Raw genomic sequence first — 22,732 nt, forward strand, 5'->3', positions numbered from 1 at the left:
AAATTAAATTGTAAAAATTATGAAAAAGATATTAAAATATTTAGGGCTTCCAATACTTTTGGTTGGTTTGTTTTGGTCTTGTGAAGATCTTGATGTGCCAATTACAACACAACTGACACCAGACGTATTCCCTCAGAACACAACACAGTATATTCAGACTACAGGGCCTGTTTATTCAGCTTTTCGCGGTGATTTTTCATTTTCATGGTGGTGGTCACAATCATTATCTACAGATGAAGCCATTATGCCTGCAAGAGGAGGTAACTGGTTTGATAACAGAAACTATATTGCCATGCATTATCATGACTGGACGCCGGATAATGGTATCATCAGCAGTCTTTGGGACTGGTCGTCTAAAGTGGTAGGAATCAGCAATCAGACGATTTCAATTTTGAATCAGGCAATGCCTGAAGGTGCAGAAAAAGCAACTTTAATTTCTGAAGTAAAAACCATGCGTGCTATATCGTATTATATGCTGATGGACAGTTATGGAGATGTACCATTAGATACGGTATATGGAGATTTTAGTTCTCACGCTAAATCCAGCAGAACAGAAGTTTTCAATTTCATTGAGAAAGAATTAAAAAAAGCAATTCCTAATTTAAATCCGGCATCGGGAATTACAACTTACGGCAGACCAAACAAGCAAACGGCAAATGCCCTGCTTGCTAAATTGTATCTGAATGCGGAAGTTTATACCGGAACACAGCGTTACAACGATGCTATTGCAGCTTGTGACCAGGTAATTAATTCAGGATTATATAACATTGAACCAAGAGCGACTTATCTTCAAATGTTTTATCCAACCAATGGCCCTGCAATGAAAGAGTTTATTTTTGCAGTTCCTTATGATCCTTCAGCTGTTACTGTTGGTTTTAATGGACAGATGTATCATTCACGTTATGATGTGCCGCGTTCTGAAAGAGCAAAGTTTGGTCTTGCTTTTACACCTAGCGCACCAAGAAGTACGCTGCCTGAATTTTATGCCAATTTTAATGACGCCAATGATATTCGTAATAATCAATGGTTAACCGGTCTGCAATATATGAATGACGGAGTTACCCCTGTAAAGGTTACTACAACAAAGAAAGGATACGATCAGTTTTATACTGGTGCAGATGGTAGTGCCGCTTATACCTATCAGGTAAATTTAACACCGGATATTGTTCTTCGTCAAAGTCAGGCCTTATTTGATTGTGGAAATGATGAGATTGCCTGGAATATGGGATACAGAAATATTAAATTTTATCCTGATAAGAGTTCAACAAGCCGTAATCAAAATAATGATGTGCCATTTTTACGTTATTCAGATGTAATTTTGATGAAAGCTGAAGCGATTCTTCGTGGAGGTAATGCAACTTTAGGACATACAGCTGTTTCATTGGTAAATATGGTTCGTTCTAACCGTACTACTTCTGCTGCCTGGACAAGTGTAACTTTAGAAGAGCTTTACAAAGAAAGAGCTCGTGAATTTGCACAGGAAGCCTGGCATAGAAATGATATGATCCGTTTTGGAAAATATGAAGGCCAATGGGGATTCAAAACTAATGCGGATACTTATCGTCGTGTTTTCCCAATTCCAACCAATGCAAGAGTTTTAAATCCTGCTTTAACCCAGAATGATGGATATAATTAGGATCAATTAATTAAAAATACATTACACATTACACATTGATTTTTATTTTAAAAGGGAGAAGAAGATTAAGTTTCTTCTCCCTTTTTATTAAAAAGTATTAAGACCGATTTTGAAAATTTTACATTTTCACATTTGAATATAAGCCTTTTTTGCCCCCGGACTAATTATAAAAAATGGCAGAATATAACGCAGAAACACGATGAAGTACATCGTCTTCTGTAATATTCATGCCGGTTGAATTTCCTGAGAGATGAAAAAGAATATTTCTCAGGTAATTTTTCTGTAACTATTTTTTTGAAATTAATAGATTAGCATAAATCAATTCAGCATACACAATTGTCAGCCCCTTGTCAATATAAACAGAATAAATGAAACCAGATAAAATTTATAAATCAGGACGTATTGGAATAAGTTTAGTTCTTATTTTCCTAGTGTCATGTAAAACCGAAAAAAATGTCTCTTTTAAAAAAAAGGAGCCAGCAGATATGGTATATCCTTTGCTTGATACCGAAAATTCAAGATGGTTTTTCTTTTCATCGGCAAGCCGTCCGTTTGGTATGGTGAATTTAAATCCGGATACTGAAATTAAAGGTGATTGGGGAGGCGGATACAAATATACCACGGATACAATAAAAGGTTTTAGTCATATTCATGAATGGCAGTTGTCCGGGGTTTCTGTAATGCCGGTAACGATTTCAAAAGAAAATGAAGCAACTGTTTTTACAGATTTTTATTCTAAATTCAGTCATGAAGCAGAAAAAATAACTCCCGGATACCATTTACTAAAATTAGACAGGTACCAAATAACTGCTGAATTAACTGGTACAAAAAGAGTAGGTTTTCATAGATATACTTTTCCGGTTACCGGACAAAAAGGGATTCTTTTTAATCTGAACACAATTCTGGGACCTTGCGAAAATACAAATGGAATATTAGAAAGAAACAATGATTATGAACTTTCGGGATCATTAATATTAAGTACTAATTTCAGACGTCCGAAACCGGTAACCGTATTTTTTAAAATTAAACTTAATGAGCCTGTTGCCTCGATAAAGCGAAATACCACTACAGGCAATTATTTAATTAATTTTGGTAAAACGGATAAAAAAATATTGATGAAAGTGGGTATTTCCTATACTTCAATTGAAAATGCAGCTATTAATATTGAAAAAGAACTACCACACTGGAATTTTGATAAAGTAGTTACCGAATCAAAAAACGAATGGAATAATTTGTTGGGAAGGATTAAAATAGAAGGCGGAACAGAAACAGATCAAAGACGATTTTACACAGATCTTTGGCATGCTTTGCAGGGAAGGAAAATGATTAGTGATGCAAATGGTGCCTATCCTGATAACACAGGAGAAAAATTCAGAATAGGCCAATTGCCCCTGAATGCAGACGGAAAACCGAAATTTAATCATTATAACTCTGATGCTTTTTGGGGAGCTCAATGGACGATAAATACCCTTTGGGGACTTGTTTATCCCGAAATAATGGATGAGTTTGTACATTCTTTAATGCAATATTATAAAGATGGCGGAATGATTCCACGTGGTCCTTCCGGAGGGAATGATACTTATGTTATGACAGGAGCTTCGACCACACCTTTTATTGTTAGTGCGATTCAGAAAGGAATTATTAATGAAGATCTGGAAGCTATTTATATCGCACTCAAGAAAAACCATATGCTAAACGGTATTATGGGAAAGGCCGGATATGAACACAAGACTAATAGCGGTGGGGGATTAAAATATTATTTAGAAAACGGCTTTGTTCCTTATCCGCTTCCCGATGGTGAATTTGGAAGTCATCAGGATGGTGCCAGCCAAACCTTGGAGTATGCCTATCAGGATTGGACTTTGGCACAATTGGCTAAAAAATTAAATCATAAAGAAGATTATAATTATTTTATGACCAGATCTAAAAACTATCAAAATGTATTTGATAAAACTATCGGATGGGTGCGCCCGAAAGATGCTGAAGGGAAATGGCGTGAAAATTTTGATCCGTATCAATATGAAAATGGTTTTATAGAGTCGAATGCAGCACAATCAACCTGGTTTGTACCACATGATATTAATGGTTTGGCTGAGTTAATGGGAGGAAAAGAAAAAGCCGCTCAAAAATTAAACGCTCAGTTTGAAACGGCTCAAAAATTAAAATTCACTTCAGGAACCTCTCATGATGCCGAATTGCATCCGGAGTTTAGCCGTATTCCGATAAATTTTGGAAACCAGCCTTCTATGCAAGCATCCAATATTTTTAATTTATTAGGAAGACCGGATTTGACACAGTATTGGACAAGAAATGTCGTAAAAGAAACTTTTAGCGGATTATCCCCTGCAACTGGCTATAATGGAGATGAAGATCAGGGATTAATGGGAAGCCTTAATGTATTGCTTAAAATTGGTTTGTTTCAAATGAACGGTGGAACCGATGAAAATCCGGTGTATCAGATAGGAAGCCCAATATTTAATAAAGTTTCCATTCAATTAAATCCAAAATATTATTCGGGTAAAAATTTTGTTATTAGCACCACCAATAACAGTCCTGAAAATATTTATATCAATGAAATAAAATATAATAATGCTCCTGTAGAAAAGTTCAGTATCTCTCACAATGAGATTACAAAGGGAGGAGAATTAATTTTAGAAATGTCAGATAAAGCAAAACAGTAATATTTTAGATTTATCCATTAGCTATAACTGTCACCTTGATAGAAATTTAAAGGTAAACGTTTTTACTTGTAAATATAATTGTCATCCTGAGCGAAGTCGAAGACTTTTTACTTCAAAGGAGCTTGGGATCTGTTCAGCCTGACAAATTTAATTAAACCAATTGGTTAATTTTAGAAATATAAAGTAGCCTGGAATATTAAAAAAAAAAAGACTAAAGAAATAAAATAAGCAATGAAAGTATATACTAAGATTATAATTTTTTTAGGAATATTGTTATGCTGTACTATTAAGATCAGTGCCCAAAACCAACTTCATAATTATGTAGATCCCATGATTGGATCTGAAGGTGATGGCCGGGTTTTTATAGGTCCTTCTTTCCCTTACGGAATGGTTAAACCAAGTCCGGATTGTACGGTAAGTCCAAATAGCGGCTGGCTGCCATTGCCAAAAGAAGTAACAGGGTTCAGTCAGGTTCATGTGAGTGGAACCGGTGGCGGACCTAAATATGGTAATATTCAGATTATACCTTTTTCGGGAACATTGGATAAATTAGACCAAACTTCGCACAGAGCAGAAGAAAACGTAAAGTTGGGTTATTATGAAACTGTTTTCAAAGAAAATCAGATAAAAACGGAAATAACTACAGCCGAAAAAGTATCTTTTTATCGCGTTACATATCCTAAAAATGTATCTAAAGATTTAAAGATTGATCCGGGATTTTTTCTGGGTGAAAATCCTGAACCAAACGCTAGGGAATCACAGCAATTTGTAGGCTCTCAAATAGAAATTGTTTCAGATACGGAAGTTCGTGGTTATAGCAGAATCAGAGGCGGATGGAATAACGGCCGCGCTTATACCGTTTACTTTTGGGCCATTTTTGATCAGCCAATTGCGAAATATGTTACATGGAAAGATGGAAAGTTTTACAGCAACCAAGCGGCTCAGTTTGATTCAGGAAAAAAAACAGCAGCTCTGCTTTCTTTTGGCAAAGAAGGAAAACAGGAATTAAATGTTAAAATTGGAATCTCTTTTTTAAGTGAATTAAAAGCAAAAAATAATATTGAGGCAGAAATTCCACATTGGAATTTTAATGCCGTTTTAGCTGACTTAGAAAATAAATGGGAGCAGTTATTAAGCCGTATTAAACTTTCGCCAGACACTTCAGACGAATATAAAAAAATGTTTTACACCGGTTTGTATCATACCATGATAATGCCGGTAAACAGAACAGGAGAAAATCCATTATGGACAAATGACGAACCTTATTACGATGATTTTTATTGTATTTGGGATACTTTTAGAAGTTCGAGTCCTTTAATTACACTAATTGATCCTAAGCGCCAGGTTGAAATTGTCAATGCTTTATTGAATATTTACAAACGAGAAGGCTATTTACCGGAAGGCAGAAGCGGAAATGATAACGGCCGTACCCAAGGCGGTTCTAACGCTGAGGTTGTCCTTGCTGATGCATTTGTAAAAAACTTAAAAGGAATAGATTATGAATTGGCATTAAAAGCTATGCTAAAAGATGCTGAAGTACCGCCGGGAGGAAATGAAGAAAAAGAAGGCAGAGGCGGATTATTGGATTATTTACGTTTGGGCTATGTACCGTTTGGCACAGACCGCGCAGGAAACCGTACCATGGATTATGCGTACAACGATTATAATATTGCTACCGTTGCCAAGGGACTGAATCATACGGCTATTTATGACAGATACATAAAACAATCTGAATATTGGAAAAATTTATGGCGAAACGATTATGAAAACAATGGTGCAAAAGGGTTTATTATGCCTAAAGATGCATCCGGTAATTGGCTCGATGATGTTGTTTTCGGGGAATCAAAAATTCAAAAGCCAACCTATAAATATACGCCAACAATAACGGAATCTCCTTGGTATGTGTGCCATTGGTGCGTATTTTTTTATGAAGGAACTTCCTGGGAATATTCATTAAGTGTTCCTCACAATATTCCGGCAATTGTTGAAAAATCCGGTGGTGATCTGGCTTTTAAAAACAGACTGGATACTTTTTTTGATACTAAATTATATGACGTTTCAAACGAACCTTCTTTTCTGGCACCTACAATGTATCACTGGATCGGGAAACCGTACTTGAGCAGTGACAGAATCAGATCGATTATTAAAGAAAATTTCAATACTTCACGAGAAGGTTTGCCGGGCAATGACGATTCGGGTGCTATGTCTTCCTGGCTGGCTTTTCATATGATGGGATTGTATCCAAATGCCGGCCAGCCCTATTATTTATTGAATACGCCATTAATTAAGGAAATTACTTTACAGTTAGAAGAAGGTAAAAGTTTTAAAATTACCGCTAAAAAAATGAGTGATAAAAACAAATATATCAAATCAGCTTTATTAAACGGAAAACCATACAATAAAGCCTGGATTTTACACGAAGATATTGTTAAAGGAGGCGAATTGATTTTCGAAATGGATTCAAAACCTTCGGTTTGGGGAACGACCATTTTACCACCAACAAAATAAGCAACCGATGAAAAATACAATTTTAGCCATTCTTTTTTGTGGAATATTCCAAGTGGTAACTGCACAAAACTATATTCCCACGATTAAAAACAATACTGAATTACATTATATCTGCAAGCTGCATGGCCAGACAAGAACTTTAACGCTGACTGCCAAAATAGCGAATGATAAGCTTGTGCTGGATCTCAATACAAGAGGGGTAAAAAGCAGTATTGTAATCTTGCCGGAAGCATTGAAAAACGGTACCGAATTAAGTTATAATCAGGGCGAATATGCGCCGGTTTTGAACTTAAAACCTACTGAGACTTTTTTTATGATTTCGCAATCGGCGTATCAGGACTTACTAAAAAACGATAAGTTTATTTATAACAATACGACTTATGTTTTAGATAAAAATCCAGATAAAAACAGTGTTGTAATTGAAGGGAAATCAATTGAAACCTTTCATGTAATCGCACAAATTGATGAAACCGAAATGTGGATCGTAAAAAATCCGGAGTATCCTCTTATTTGTAAAGTAACTAAAAATCCATTAGGGATAAATTGGACATTAGTGAAAATAGTTGATAAGTAATTAAAACCATTGGTAACCTCTTTCACCCAAGTGTCACCCTGAGCGGAGTCGAAGCCCTTCCAATTGACAAGCCTTCGACTCCTCTCAGCCGGACAAAGTTTCGATAGGATTTAGGATCTTAATTTGGCAACGTCATTTAATATTGTTTTTTTAAAAAAAATCAGCCTCGAACTGACGAAAAATTATCATCAAAAACTAATTGTATGCATAACTTTTACAAGCAAAGCACTTTATTAAGTTGAATCAGCAAAAAATATCCATATGAAAAACCAAATCAGCCGTGGAGAATTTATTAAACTATCAGGCCTGACATTAGCAGGAGCTTTAGTTAGTAATGTTGTTTTTGCAAATGATTTGCTATCAATTAACAGCACTGCTAAAGAAGATATTGAATTAATGAAAAAGCTCATTTTGAATAATGATGCCAAAGTTAAAAGCATATTAAACAGAGCACCGCTTGATCCGGCTATCAAACTAAGCAGTTTTCGGGGTGTCGCAAGTTCGATAACAATCATGACTGCTTCAATATCCAATTCGGGATCAGAATATTATAAGTCAAAAGTTTTGGCTGAAAAAATGAATGAAGCCATAGATGTTTTACTAAAAGAACAATATAGTGACGGAACACTTGATGCCGGAGGTAACAGGCAATCGCCACCGGACACCGCTTTTATTTTAGAATATATTTGTCCGGCAGCCGCTATATTAAAGAGTAATAAACAAAGCGATTTAGTACTGTTGAAAGATAAATTGAAAAAATTTATTCTGAATGCAGGTGAAGCTATGATAACCGGAGGTGTTCATACTCCAAATCACAGATGGGTTATTTGTGCAGCTTTGGCAAATATTAATTCCCTGTATCCGGATGCCAGATATGTTCGAAGAATTGATGAATGGCTGGCAGAAGGAATTTATATGAATGATGATGGACATTATTCAGAACGAAGCGGAATCTACTCTGCGGTTATTGATAAAGCGTTAATTACGATGGCCAGATTATTAAACAGGCCACAATTATTGAATATCGTTCATAAAAATCTGACTACTTATTTTTATTATACAGAATCAAACGGTGATTTGGTTACAGTTGATTCTAAAAGACAGGATCAGTTTATGGATTTAAAAGTAACCAACTTTTATTTGCCCTATCGATATATGGCAATCCGCACACGTAATCCAATGTTTGCGTATATGGCAGATACTATCGAAAATCTCCCGGATTTTACCAATGATATTTTATCAAATTCGCTGGCATTTTTTATGGAAAACGATGACCTTCGAAAACAAATTCCTGTTGAAGGAAAAGTTGCTAATGATTTTGAAAAGTTTTTCGCAATTTCAAATCTGGCAAGAATCAGACGGGGAAAAACTTCGGCAACTTTATTTGGCGGTAATGATAAACCAATAATGATTGTTTCCGGAAGGTCTTCAAACCCGAACTTTTTAATGTATCGAAAAGGAGATGCAATATTAAAATACATGCGGCTTTCGACCTCGTTTTTTAGAATGGGATATTTTAGCAGTGACGGAATCATTAAAGAAGGAAATAAATATATACTTAAAGAAACCAAAGAAGCAGATTATTACCAGCCTCTTGCCGAGGAATTTCGCAAACCCGATGGTGATTATAAATTATTCGAATCACCGGATGGACGATTTTGGAATAAAATGGATTTTGATTCCAGAACTAAAAGCAATGTAAAAAAACAAGTTACCGTAATCGAAATCACTGAAGACAACGGAACGCTGAATTTAGATTTTAAAGTTGACGGACCTCCAAATGTTGAGGTGACAATTGAAATGTGTTTTAAGGAAGGAAGCAACATTACCGGAGCTGTATTGGATAAAAAAAAGAACTATTTGCTTAAATCCGGATTAGGAGCACTTTCTATGGGAACTGATACCATACAATTTGGACCAGGAAAATGTGAACATCTTAATATAGAAAATCTGGATAGTGAAGAATATACGTATCATCAGGGCAGTTTACGCACAAGCGGGGAGCATGTCTATATTACGGGATTTACGCCTTTTTATCACAAAATGACGATTTCTTGATAAATCAGGTAATTCTTAGTGCATTGTTTGAAAGGTTGTTTTAATTTTACGATAATTAAAACTTAATCTATAAATAATTGAAATTATGAAATTATCATTTATTACCACTTTGCTCATTGGTTGTACTTGTTTTGCACAAAATAATACTGACACAAGTTTGTATATGAAGTCCGATAAAATTACTTATTTGACTGATATTGGTTCAGAATCGGGAGATTTATACAAAACAATCGGGCATCACGGGCCTGCTATCGAAAACGAATGGATGGCTTTGAGAATATATTTTAGTGATAAAGTAGCCATCGACGTTTATAATAAAGCAAAAGCGGGTTTAGAGTTAAAAAAAGCACAATGGTATCCAACTCCGGAACAGCAAAAAGAAGGATGGGGAGCAGATTATTATAAGGTTGCATCAACAGTAGGTTTGGGAGGAGTAAAACTTTGGGACGGAGAAAAAGTAGTTCCGTTAAATCCGGTTACGAATCGTTTGGCCCGTGTTGGAAAAACAGATACCACTTCATGGATGGAAATGATTTCAAGAGGAGTTCCTTACAAAGGGAAAAAAGTAGATATTTTAGTTCGTGTTACGGTATTTTCAGGAAAAAGAGAAGCTAAAGTAGAAGCGGTGAGTTTAACTGGAGAAAAAGTACAATTTGCTACCGGAATCAATTATTTTAAAGATTTCCAAACCAAAAAAGGAGCAAATTATATCGCCGTATGGGGAAAACATCCTGAAGATGTTGCCGCTGAGATTGTAGAAATTGGTGCCGCCATAATGTATAATCCAAAAGATTATGTAAAAAATAACGATGATGGAACACAATATTTGTTGATCTCGAAACCGACTAAAAAAATAGAAACAAAAATCATCTCTTCAAGCGCAAGAGAGCAGGAACTAAATACTTTGGATAAATTAGAAGCTTACATAAAAAAGTAAGATTCTCTGAAATTTATGCCAAATAATAAGCAGTTTTAGTTTAATATATTTTTGTTTGAATTATAAAATAGTAAAAATAAAATGTCAAAAATTAAACTAAAACTGTTTTTTTTAACCTTATTGGCAAGTCTTTTTTCGTTTGGATTTAAGTGTCGGGCGCAAAAAACAGCCAAACCTAAAAAGGAATTTCTTATTACCAATTATGGCTCAAATGCAGATGGAAAAACGATCAATACAATCGCTATTCAAAAAGCAATTGATGCCGCTTTTAAAAATAAAGGCGGCCGGGTAATTTTTCCCAAAGGCAGATTTTTGTCGGGCAGTATTATTTTAAAAAGTAATGTAACCTTATATTTTGAAGAAGAATCGGTTTTATTAGGAAGTACAAATCCTAAAGATTACTTCAATATGGCTTTTGACGGAAGACCTATTTCACCAAAAAATGATGACAACTCCCAGATGGCTTTAATTTTAGCGCATAAAGCCAAAAACATCGCGCTCAAAGGGAAAGGAACAATTGATGGCCAGGGATTACAATTGGCACTAAATATTGACAGTCTTCATCATGCGGGTATTACTGTAGATCCAAAATACAGCCTTCGCAGAAACAGGCCAAACGAAACCATGAGACCCAAATTATTTCGTTTTTCGCAATGTGATACTATTACAATCGAAGGATTAAAAGCAGGAGAGGCGTCCTGTTGGGGATTGTCTTTTGAGTTATGTACGAATCTTACGCTCGATAATCTTAAAATAGTAAATCGCTCTTATTGGAACAATGATGGAATAGATATCACGGATTGTAAAAATGTCAGGGTGGTCAATTGCGATATCAACTCCGCCGATGATGGAATTTGTCTAAAATCATATTATCCCGGATATTATAACGATTCGGTTTATATTGCCAATTGTACCATTAGATCCAGTGCCAGTGCAATAAAATTTGGAACAGCTTCTTTTGGAGGATTTAAAAATGTAACCATCAAAGACATTACTGTTTATGATACCTTTCGATCCGCAATTGCCATAGAATCTGTTGATGGCGGGATTATAGAAAACATTGATGTTTCAAACATACAAGCAGTAAACACAGGGAATGCTATTTTTATACGGTTAGGACAGCGAAATGGTGATAAACCGGGAAGTATCAAAAATGTAAGTATCAAAAATATAAAAGTACAAGTGCCATTTGGTCGTCCGGATAGCAATTATGATTTAAGAGGACCCGAAGTTGATTTTTTCCACAATCCCTTGCCTGCTTCAATTGTAGGTTTGGAAGGTTATGGTGTTGAAAATGTAGTCCTCAAAAACATTGAAATAAATTATCCCGGAAGAGCTACAAAAGGAATGGCATATATTTCGTTATCGCGATTGAATCAGGTACCGGAAGCAGCAAAAGAGTATCCTGAATTTTCTATGTTTGGAGAATTGCCGGCCTATGGTTTTTATGTCAGACATGTGAATGGAATTAGCATGAAAAATATCAAACTGACATTGGATGATGCTGATTTCAGACCTGCATTTGTATTTGATGATGTTCAAAACTTAACAATGGAAGCTATAAATCTTCCGAAGGAAAACCAGAAACAACTTGTTTTTAAGAACGTTATTTCATCAACATTGGAGAATCAATTATTAGGACAAATAATAGAAATTAAGAGTAAGTAATGATGAAAAGCTTTAGAGAAAAAAATATAAAAAAACTGTTAGGCGTGATTCGTGAAAATTTGATTTAACACATAGGAACATAGATTTTATAAACTCAAAAAAGGCGTTTCACTTATTTAAAATACACATAACTATCTATGTGAAAGAAATGAGTTTCTTTTTGTATTCTTTTTTACAAATAAAATCTATGTTCCTATGTGTTAAAAATAATTATACCCAAGGGTAAAAAATAAAGTTATATGTTAAAAATATCGGGTTTATTATTTCTATTACTTTCCTTATGTGCTTGTAAAGCGCAACAAACAGAGAAAAAAACTTCCCTGAAAATTGCCTTTATCGCCGATGTTCATTTGCAGGATATTTTTCCAAAATTTGAAGACAATAATTATCAGGGAATCAAAAATCCTGAAACAGGTGAATATGCTAACATCAGAACGATGAGTTCACAATTGCATTCCACCAGGATTTTTAATGAAAATTACTTTGCCTTTTTAGAAGCTTTAAATGATATTGTAAAAAGAGGAATCAAACAAGTTGTGCTTCCCGGAGATTTTAGTGATGACGGACAACCTGTGCATATACGCGGATTGAGAAAAATATTAGACGAGTATTCAAAAAAATATGGCATGTCATTTTTTGTAACCACAGGAAATCATGATGTAGTAAAACCCTTTTCTCAGGAAGCTCTTAAAACCGATTTTTTAGGTAAAGATGGTAAGGAACAAATTATCAGCAGTTCTAAAACCAATTTAAAACAGCAGGAAAATCAACTGGAACCTATCATTACATCTGATATAAAAAACTGGGGTTATAAAGAGACATTAAATGAAATGGCTGATTTTGGATTTTTTCCACAAAAAAACTATTTGTATTGGGAAACTCCTTTTTCAGATTATAACTATGAAAGCTACAATTTTGAAAAGGCTTTAGCGGAATCTGTTTTAGAAAAAAGAACCTATGTCGTTAAAAACACTAATTTATCCCTTCCTGATGCCAGTTATCTGGTGGAACCGATTAAAGGGGTCTGGCTTTTGGCAATAGATGCCAATGCGTATGTTCCTAATGAAAAACTATCGGGTTTGTCTAATGATCCACATGATTTTTCCGGAGCAAGTACGGGTTATAACAATGTTCTTATTTATAAAAATCATTTAATAAACTGGGTGAAAAAGGTTTCGGTGGAAGCCAGACAAAAAGGCAAAATATTAATCGCTTTCAGCCATTACCCGATGGTAGATTTTAATGATGATGCGTCACCGGAATTAAAATTGCTGTTTGGTTCTGATAAAATGCAATTGCAGCGAGTACCTAATGAAGAGGTAGCCCGTACATTTGCAGATGCCGGTATTCAGATTCATTTTGGCGGACACATGCATATTAACGATACAGGAATCCGAACAACTGCAAAAGGCAATACGTTATTTAATATTCAAACACCTTCTCTGGCTGCTTATATGCCGGCTTATAAAATACTTACGATTGGTTCTGATACTGAAGTTGAGGTTGAAACCGTAGTAGTTCGCAAGGTTTCTAAATTCAATAGTTTATTTCCTTTTTACAGGGAAGAATATACTCATTTGCAAAATATAAAGAGCCCGGATATTTGGAATAAAGAGATTCTGAAAGCTAAAGATTATGAAGATTTTACACGATGGCATTTAAAAGAATTAGTGCGGCTTAGGTTTTTGCCTGAAGATTTCCCGGTTGAATTTTTAAAATCTATTCAAAATCTTTCCGGCAGGGATTTATTGCAAATCAATAAAAATACTTCAGATATTGAAAAACAATTATTATTTAATAACTTAACAATACAAAACTTCGAATCATGGACAGGTTTTGACATGATATTCGATTTTTACAGGTTAAAAAATGCAGATGAATTAGCTATTTCGGAAATAGGGATTAACAGGCTGAAGCAATATCAAATGGTTTGTGAACAGTTAGAAAAATCGAATGATAATAAGTTGGTTTTATGGTCAAAAATATTTCTGAAAACCAGGAACGGAAAACCATCCGATCATTTTAAAATCAATTTAAAAACGAACCGGATTGACCGAATTAATCCTTAAAATATTGTTTACTCGTTTAAAAACAGTACATTACATTGATAATTCATTAGTATGAAGCAGAATCCTTTTATATTACTTTTTTGTTTAGTAACTTTTTATTATTCTCACTCACAGAATATAAAATTTACACATTATAACGACAATAACGGGTTGTCACATAACTCTGTCAGACATATCGTTCAGGACAAAAAAGGGTTTTTATGGTTGGGAACTTTCTCCGGATTGAATCGTTTTGACGGGTATCAATTTAAAAACTATATGAGTTATTCACCCGGTACGAATAAATTGTACAATGACGATATAACAGCATTAGAACTGGATGAGGCATCAAACAACTTATGGATAGGGACCAGAAAAGGTTTGACTCTTTTTAAATTAGATACTCAGGTTTTTACCACTTTTTTTTCCAAAAAAGGGGATCCCAATAGTTTGCCGGAAGAAGAGATCCGGTCAGTTTATGTAGACAAATTTAAAAGAGTCTGGGTAGGTACTAAAACTAAAGGTGCTTATTTGTTTTTTTTGAAAGAAAACAGATTTGAGAAGATTCCAATTAAGGGTTTTGATTATGTAAAAGAAATTTTTGAAGATAAAAAAGGGCATATCTGGATCGGGAGTTATGAAAAAGGATCGGTGGCAAAAATTACCATGGATGCCAAAGGAGCGATTGTGAAAATTAATGACTATACGCTTTTTGTTCCTAATTCTAATGTGAAGAATCCGTACGTTAATTTTATTTATGAAGACGCCAAGTCAGATATTTTTGTTGGAACACGTCAGGGGCTCTATAAATTAGACAAAAAAAACGATCAATTTGTAAACTTATATATTGAAAACAAGGAAATAAGAGGGAGTTTAGGTCCCTATTTTTTGTCGGTTGCCCAGGCTCAGGACGGTAAATATTGGGTGGGGACTTTAGGAGGATTGCTGGTGTGCAAACATCTGGAAGATATTCCGAAAGGGGACTACAAATGGTATTATTCCATATTATCAGAAGACACCTCTATCGTTGATAATTTAGTTTCAGCATTATATTTTGACGCATCAGGAGTGCTATGGATAGGAACAGAAGACGGACTGGATAAATTTGATCCATACGAAAATCAGTTTACGCTCAATAAGGACATCTCTCATCAGATAGGCAATCAGGCTCCGCGGATAAGAGGCTTTGCTAAAACATTTGATGAAAAAGTAATTGTTGCAACCAGTCATAACGGGCTTTTTATCTCTAATGCCAAAGGTTTTATGCGATTGTATAATAATGATAAAGATATCGCCAGTATTTATTCGGATGATGGAAAGATTTTTTATTGTGGTCTTTGGAATGGTAATTTGATGGTGTATAATTATGCGACTAATTCTTCAAAAGAAATTAATCTGGGGTTTGAATCCTCAGCAGTATTTGCCTTTTGCAAAATTGGGGCAGAAACGATGATGGTAGGTTCTTTTGGGGAAGGAGCTGTGATGTTAAACACCAAAACCTTAGAAGTTCAGGCTTCCAAAGGTAAATTATTGCCTGGTTTTCAGATCAATTCTATCGAAAAAGATACTAAAGACAATGTTTGGTTTGCCACAGAAACAGGTGTAGTGAGATACAACAATACATCAGGTAAAATAGAAACCTATAAGTCACTTTATAAAAAAGAAAATGGGGTGCCATACGATGATAACGTCAGTGATGTTATGATAGATAAAAAAGGAACGATATGGGCCTCAACCCGTTATGGCCTATGCGTTTATGAACCTTCAAAAAACAATTTTAAAACAATTTCACATTTTAAAGAACTCTCAGGAAAATGGATTACCGATATGTTATCGGATGCAAAAGGAAATTTATGGCTAAACATAAACAACAATAGTATTGCCTGGGTGAGTGCCAATTTAAAAGAGATTAATATATACCATGTAAATAGCGGAAACAGACTGGATGTTTTTAGCTCCAGCGGCTTTTTTAATTTTAATAATTCTACTATTTATCTGGGAGGTAAAAATGGTATTATTTCTTTTTCACCTCATACAATGAAAAGAAACAAATGGTCCCCTTTGCCGGTTATTTCAGAGTTTAAAGTTCAGAACGAAGAGGTACTCCCGGAAATGGAGATCAACGGGGAGGTTCCTCTTTTAAGTGATTTGAATTATGGTAAAAAGGTAGAACTCAGCTATAAAAACCGCAATTTTTCGCTTCAGTTTTCGACTCCGTCATTTGCAAACGAAAAGCTTAATAAGTTTCAATATATGCTGGAGGGGTTTGATAAACAATGGATTGATGTCAATAGTAACTCAAGATTTGTTCAATATACCAATCTTTATCCCGGCAAATATGTATTTAAAATAAGATCCGGCAACAGTGACGGAAACTGGAGTAAGGAGGTTTCGTATCAAATAAAAATTCTTCCTCCTTTTTGGTTAACGCCAATTGCATTTTTAATAATTCTTATAGTGTTGTCCGCTATTTTTTATTTTATCAGAAAAGAGATTAAAAATCGTATCCGGTTAAAACAAGAATTGCTTACCGAAAAAGTAAACAGGGAACATGATGTTAAACTGAATAATGAAAAACTACGATTTTTCACTAACATTTCGCATGAGCTAAGAACTCCTTTAACCCTTATTTTAGGCCCTGCCAAGCAATTATTGGACGAAAACAATGTTAATGCAACCGAGTATGAAAAAAGCAGATACAACCTTATTTATCAAAATGCCAGCAGATTATTAAACCTGGTAAACCAAGTACTGGATTTTAGAAAAGCACAATCGGGTGAATTAAAACTTAAAGTCTCAAAAACAGATATTCTCGCGTATTCAAAAAATATTTTTGATTCTTATAAGGAGATGGCCTATAATAAAAAGATCAAATTAAATTTTATTTCAGAAGCCGAAAATATTAATGGATGGATAGATAATGATAAATATGATAAGATTCTTTACAATCTGTTGTCTAATGCCTTGAAATTTACAAATAAATACGGAAATATAGATTTGTTTCTCAGGCTCAAAGAAGGGACTGAAGGAATATTAGTTATTGAAGTCAGCGATGATGGGATAGGGATTCCTTTAAAAAGCCAGGAAAAAGTCTTCAAACGATTTTATCAGGCAACAAACAGTAAAGAAAATAATACAGGATCCGGTATTGGTTTGTCATTAGTAAAATCATTGGTAGCGATTCATAAAGGCTCTATAACAGTAAAAAGTACTCCCGGTAAAGGAAGTACATTCAGGGTTGAAATTCCAATTGACCGTACCGCTTATGAGAGTAAAGAAGTATTTGAATATGCCTTAAAAAATGATAACCTGAGTATGCTTATTCCGGAAAAATCAGCAAAAAAAATAATTCAGAATACAGAGCTGAAAGAAAAAGTATTGGTTATTGAGGATAATATGGAACTTAGGAAATATCTGGTTGATTATCTGTCCGATTATTATAAAGTTTACGATGCCGAAAATGGAGAGGAAGGCCTGAAAATCTGCCGACAGATTAAACCAATATTATGTGTTGCCGATGTCATGATGCCGGTTATGGACGGACTGGAATTTTGCAGGGAACTAAAAAACGATGAGTTTATCAGCCATATTCCCGTTGTTCTGTTAACCGCACTTGCAGAAAACACAGATAAGGTTAAAGGGTATGAAACAGGGGCAGACGGTTATTTAGTGAAACCTTTTGAGCCTTCGTTATTAAAAACAGTAATAGAAAACATTATAAAATCAAGATCAGAGCTAAAATCAAAATTCTCCGGTGAAGTAGAAAGCAAAATAAGCCTGCTTACCCATTCTCCTATTGATGAGGAATTTATGCAAAAAATTACAGGTTTAATAAATGATAACTTAAGTGAGTTAGATTTGTCGACAGAATTTTTATGTGATAAACTAGGCGTAAGTTCATCTAAATTATACAGAAAAATTAAAGAACTGACAGATCTGGCCCCTAATGAATTTATCAGGACCATACGTTTAAAAAAATCAGCAGAACTGCTGAAAACTAAAAAATATAATGTTTCTGAAGTGACAGACTTAGTAGGATTCAATGATCCTTTGTATTTCAGCAGATGCTTTAAAAAACAGTTTGGTTTTCCGCCAAGTAAGCTGATTAATTAAAAACAATTCTCCACAGTTTGTCATTTATACCTTTTGGGAGAAATCACACGGGGTGTGATTTCTATTTGTATTTTTGTGAATTGCCTCCTGCTTTAGCTGGAGGTAAACTGAGTTTAAAGATAAATTGGCTTTAGCCGAAAACAGACGCTGTAATATTTGGCTAAAGCCCTTAGCTATATTTAAATTATGCTCCTCCAGCTAAAGCAGGAGGCAATTCAAAACTTTCTTTTATAAGTAATATAACTCAACTTATTAAATCCAATTTACAGACTTGAACATAAGTGGTTTATTTTACAATTTTTTGTTGGAAAAACAACATAAAATTAAAATCCATCCATGTTTTTGATGTATTAGTCCATTTTGTTTTCTATTGGTAATTCTATTTTTGTCTTATAACTTTATAATTTAAAACTTATGAAAAAGCCTATAGACACAGATAATCCATTACATAATTTAGATGAATGGGAAGATGATTTGTTACTACGATATCCTGATCCGTCTGAACCTGTAAAAGAGAAAGAGGAGTTTAGAAATTATGTAGATTCAGAGAGAGTTGAAACCGTTAAAGAGTTTTATAGAATAAACCATACGTATCAAACCTATGATTTTGTATGCAGCAAAGAAGAGGAATTTTTACAGTTTAATAAAAAAGAAATGTCAATTTGGGAAGCAGTTGATTTTTTAAACACCCTCGTTGACGATAGTGACCCGGATATTGATTTAGATCAGACTCAGCATCTTTTGCAGACTTCAGAAGCCATCAGGGCAGATGGTCACCCGGACTGGTTTGTGCTTACCGGTTTTATCCACGATCTCGGAAAAATTTTATGTTTGTTCGGAGAACCTCAGTGGGCTGTTGTTGGAGATACTTTCCCTGTAGGCTGTGCGTATTCGGATAAGATTGTGTACCCTGAATTTTTCAAAGAAAACCCTGATTATACAGACGAAAGATTCAATACCAAATTTGGTGTTTACACTGAAAATTGCGGACTTGATAAAGTAAAAATGAGCTGGGGACATGATGAGTACCTGTATCAGATAATGAAAGATTACCTGCCGGATCCTGCCTTATACATGATTCGATATCATTCGTTTTATTCACAACACAAAGAGAATGCCTATGCACATTTGATGAATGAAAAAGACATAGAAATGTTTGATTGGGTAAGAAAGTTTAATCCTTATGATTTATATACAAAAGCACCTGTTAAGCCGGATGTTGAAGCTTTATTGCCGTATTATAAAGAATTAGTGTCTAAATATCTGCCGGAAAAAATGAAGTTTTAAATAAGTCAGTTGCCTTGTTTTTTGAATTTGTACTTCAATTTGAAGATAGCTAAATAATATTAATATATGCAGAAAATCAAAACCAGAATCCTTTTATTGTGTTTCCTCGTAATTTATGGGGTGACTGTTTCAGGGCAGGAAAAAACCAATAAAAATGATTGGGAAAACCCAGGGGTGTTTCAGATTAATCGGGAACCGGCACGTGCTTCCTTTCTTCCTTATGCAGATGAAGCCTCGGCAATAAGTGATAAATATGAAAATTCTCCATGGTACTTTTCCCTGAATGGCAAATGGAAATTTTCATGGTCGCCAACACCTGATGAACGCCCAAAAGATTTTTACAAGCCTGATTTCAGTACTATTAACTGGAAAGAAATTCAGGTGCCTTCAAACTGGGAATTGCAAGGATACGGTATTCCAATTTATACCAATATTACCTATCCTTTTGAAAGAAATCCACCTTTTATTAATCATTGGGATAACCCTGTCGGATCGTATAAAAAAGATTTCATTCTGCCTGAAAACTGGAAAAACAGACATGTTTACCTTCATTTTGAAGCAGGAACATCGGCTATGTATATTTGGGTTAACGGAGAAAAAGTTGGTTATACGGAAAATACAAAAAGTCCTGCGGAATTTGATATTTCTAAATATCTGAAACCGGGAAAAAACGATTTGGCTGTTGAGGTTTACAGATGGAGTGATGGTTCTTATCTGGAAGATCAGGATTTCTGGAGACTTTCAGGGATTGACAGAAATGTTTATTTGTACAGTACTGATGCTATTCGTATTTCAGATTTTTTTGCTAAACCGGATTTAGATTCCAATTACAAAAACGGCAGTTTAAGTATAGATGTTAGTTTAAAAAACCTGACATCTGCTGCCAGAAATAATCACGAATTAGAGGCGAAACTGGTAGATGCTTCCGGGGCAACTATTTTTACCAAAGAGTTAAAAGTAAATTTTGGAGCCGATAAAACCCAAACAATTAGTTTATCTCAAAACGTATCCAATCCAAAATTATGGAGCAATGAAGCACCTAATTTATATACTCTGCTGCTTACATTAAAAAATGAAAACGGCAGTATAATAGAAACCGTTTCTACAGAAATTGGATTCAGAAAAGTAGAACTAAAAGGCGGACAATTACTGGTAAACGGAGTCAGATTAATGGTTCACGGTGTCAATATTCACGAACATAATCCCGTAACAGGACATTATCAGGATGAAGCCACCATGATAAAAGATATTAAGATGATGAAACAGCTGAATATAAATTCGGTTCGCTGTAGTCATTATCCAAACAATATTTTGTGGGTAAAATTGTGTAACAAATATGGTATTTTTTTGGTTGATGAAGCCAATATCGAAAGCCATGGAATGGGAGTGGAAGGTCAAAGTTTTATGAACCCGAAGACACATCCGGCTTATCTTCCGGAATGGAGAGAAGCGCATCTGGACAGAATTTACAGTTTGGTAGAACGCGATAAAAACGCACCATCGGTAATCCTTTGGTCATTAGGAAATGAATGTGCCAACGGACCTGTTTTTCATGAAGCCTACAGATGGATAAAAAAGAGAGATAATACCCGATTGGTTCAATTTGAGCAGGCAAAAGAAAACGAAAACACAGACATTATATGCCCAATGTATCCTACGATTGCCTATATGAAAGAATATGCGGCACGTAAGGAAGTTACCCGTCCGTATATTATGTGCGAGTACTCGCATGCAATGGGAAACAGCAACGGAAATTTTCAGGAATATTGGGATATTATTCGGGGAAGCAAAAATATGCAGGGCGGATTTATTTGGGATTGGGTAGATCAGGGATTCGAAATGAAAGATGAAGCAGGGCGCAAATATTGGGCTTATGGAGGTGATATGGGAAGTCAAAACTATACAAATGACGAGAATTTCTGTCATAACGGATTGGTTTGGCCAGACAGAACCCCACATCCCGGAGCATTTGAAGTAAAAAAAGTGTATCAGGATATTTTATTTAAAGCTGTTGATGTCAAAAATGGAATAATTGAAATTATAAATGATTTTGGGTTTACTAATTTGAATAATTATAATTTCAAATATCAAATTTTAGAAAATGGGAAGATTATAAAAGAAGGTAAAATTGATGTTAGTCTAAATCCGAAATCACAAAAACAATTTAAAATTGATTTTCCTAAACCAGAATCAAAACCGGGAACAGAATATTTATTGAATGTTTTTGCATACACGAAAACAGGTTCTGAAATGCTGCCTCAAAATTTTGAAATTGCCAGAGAACAATTTGTTATTGAAAGTAATAATTATTTTGCAAAAGCAGAACAAACTTCTTCGAAAATTAAAGAAGAGAAAAATGAATTTGTTTTGAGTTCGGTCAATGTTACCGTTAAGATTAGCAAAACAACCGGAATGATTTCATATTACAGTTCAAAGGGTGAGGAGTACTTTAAACAATATCCGGAACCTAATTTCTGGAGAGCTCCAACAGATAATGATTTTGGGAATAAAATGCCCGTAAAAGCTAATGTTTGGAGAACGGCAGGTAAAAACTGCACTTTAGAAACAATTCAGGTGGTTGAGGAAAATGGAAAAAGTTATGTTACAGCAAAATTAAAGCTTAACGACGTTTTTTCTGAATATACAATCAAATATTCACTAAGTAATGACGGAGCTTTAGAGATACAGCCTTCATACAAAAAAGGAAATAATCCATTACCTGATATGCCTCGTTTTGGAATGATTTTTTCTCTTAAAAATACGCTGGAAAACCTTGATTATTATGGAAGAGGCCCTTGGGAAAATTATCCGGATAGAAACGAATCATCATTCAAAGGAATCTATCAGAGCAAAGTGGCGGATCAATATGTACCTTATACACGTCCGCAGGAAAACGGATATAAAACAGACATTCGTTGGTTTAAACTTTCAAATAATAATGGTAACGGACTTGAAATAAAAGGTTTACAGTCTCTATGTATGAGTACTTTAAATAATTATCCTGCCGATTTTGATCCGGGATTATCAAAAAAGAACATGCACATGAGTGATATTACACCCAGAAAAGAAGTGGTAGTTTGTGTTGATTTAACCCAGCGTGGATTAGGAGGAGATAATAGTTGGGGAGAATATCCGCATGAACAATATTTATTGAAACAAAATGAATACAGCTACGGATTTGTCATAAAACCAATCGAATAAATATAACCTTAAAAGTTTAAC

11 protein-coding genes are annotated in these 22,732 nt (G+C 34.7%); all 11 read left to right on the forward strand.

Annotation, left to right across the window (positions count from 1 at the left end; genetic code table 11):
• Positions 1-19 precede the first annotated feature (19 nt).
• A complete protein-coding gene (locus ACEN92_RS19035) occupies positions 20-1,636 on the forward strand; it encodes a RagB/SusD family nutrient uptake outer membrane protein (protein ID WP_495639903.1) in 1,617 nt (538 codons plus the stop codon).
• Positions 1,637-2,004: 368 nt separating this feature from the next.
• Positions 2,005-4,317: a GH92 family glycosyl hydrolase gene (locus ACEN92_RS19040; RefSeq protein ID WP_495639904.1), complete on the forward strand. Its 2,313-nt coding sequence runs from the start codon at positions 2,005-2,007 to the stop codon at positions 4,315-4,317.
• Between the two features lie 231 nt (positions 4,318-4,548).
• Positions 4,549-6,825: a GH92 family glycosyl hydrolase gene (locus tag ACEN92_RS19045; protein ID WP_495639905.1), complete on the forward strand. Its 2,277-nt coding sequence runs from the start codon at positions 4,549-4,551 to the stop codon at positions 6,823-6,825.
• 7 nt (positions 6,826-6,832) lie between these two features.
• Positions 6,833-7,399, forward strand: coding sequence for a hypothetical protein (locus ACEN92_RS19050; protein WP_495639906.1), 567 nt, complete (start codon positions 6,833-6,835; stop codon positions 7,397-7,399).
• 261 nt (positions 7,400-7,660) lie between these two features.
• Positions 7,661-9,457 (forward strand): hypothetical protein, encoded by a 1,797-nt coding sequence (locus ACEN92_RS19055; protein WP_495639907.1) that lies wholly within the window; start codon positions 7,661-7,663, stop codon positions 9,455-9,457.
• Between the two features lie 85 nt (positions 9,458-9,542).
• Positions 9,543-10,394, forward strand: coding sequence for a DUF4861 family protein (locus tag ACEN92_RS19060; RefSeq protein WP_495639908.1), 852 nt, complete (start codon positions 9,543-9,545; stop codon positions 10,392-10,394).
• A gap of 81 nt (positions 10,395-10,475) precedes the next feature.
• Positions 10,476-12,062, forward strand: a complete 1,587-nt coding sequence (locus ACEN92_RS19065) for a glycoside hydrolase family 28 protein (protein ID WP_495639909.1) — start codon at positions 10,476-10,478, stop codon at positions 12,060-12,062.
• Between the two features lie 239 nt (positions 12,063-12,301).
• The gene (locus ACEN92_RS19070) at positions 12,302-14,131 is read left to right on the forward strand and encodes a metallophosphoesterase (protein WP_495639910.1); all 1,830 of its coding nucleotides are present in this window, start codon (positions 12,302-12,304) and stop codon (positions 14,129-14,131) included.
• Between the two features lie 51 nt (positions 14,132-14,182).
• A complete protein-coding gene (locus ACEN92_RS19075) occupies positions 14,183-18,223 on the forward strand; it encodes a hybrid sensor histidine kinase/response regulator (protein WP_495639911.1) in 4,041 nt (1,346 codons plus the stop codon).
• A gap of 414 nt (positions 18,224-18,637) precedes the next feature.
• Positions 18,638-19,510: an inositol oxygenase family protein gene (locus ACEN92_RS19080; protein WP_495639912.1), complete on the forward strand. Its 873-nt coding sequence runs from the start codon at positions 18,638-18,640 to the stop codon at positions 19,508-19,510.
• Between the two features lie 66 nt (positions 19,511-19,576).
• Positions 19,577-22,711 (forward strand): beta-galactosidase, LacZ type, encoded by a 3,135-nt coding sequence (lacZ, locus tag ACEN92_RS19085; RefSeq protein ID WP_495639913.1) that lies wholly within the window; start codon positions 19,577-19,579, stop codon positions 22,709-22,711.
• Positions 22,712-22,732: the final 21 nt, after the last annotated feature.

Source organism: Flavobacterium sp. Flavsp81 (assembly GCF_059491325.1).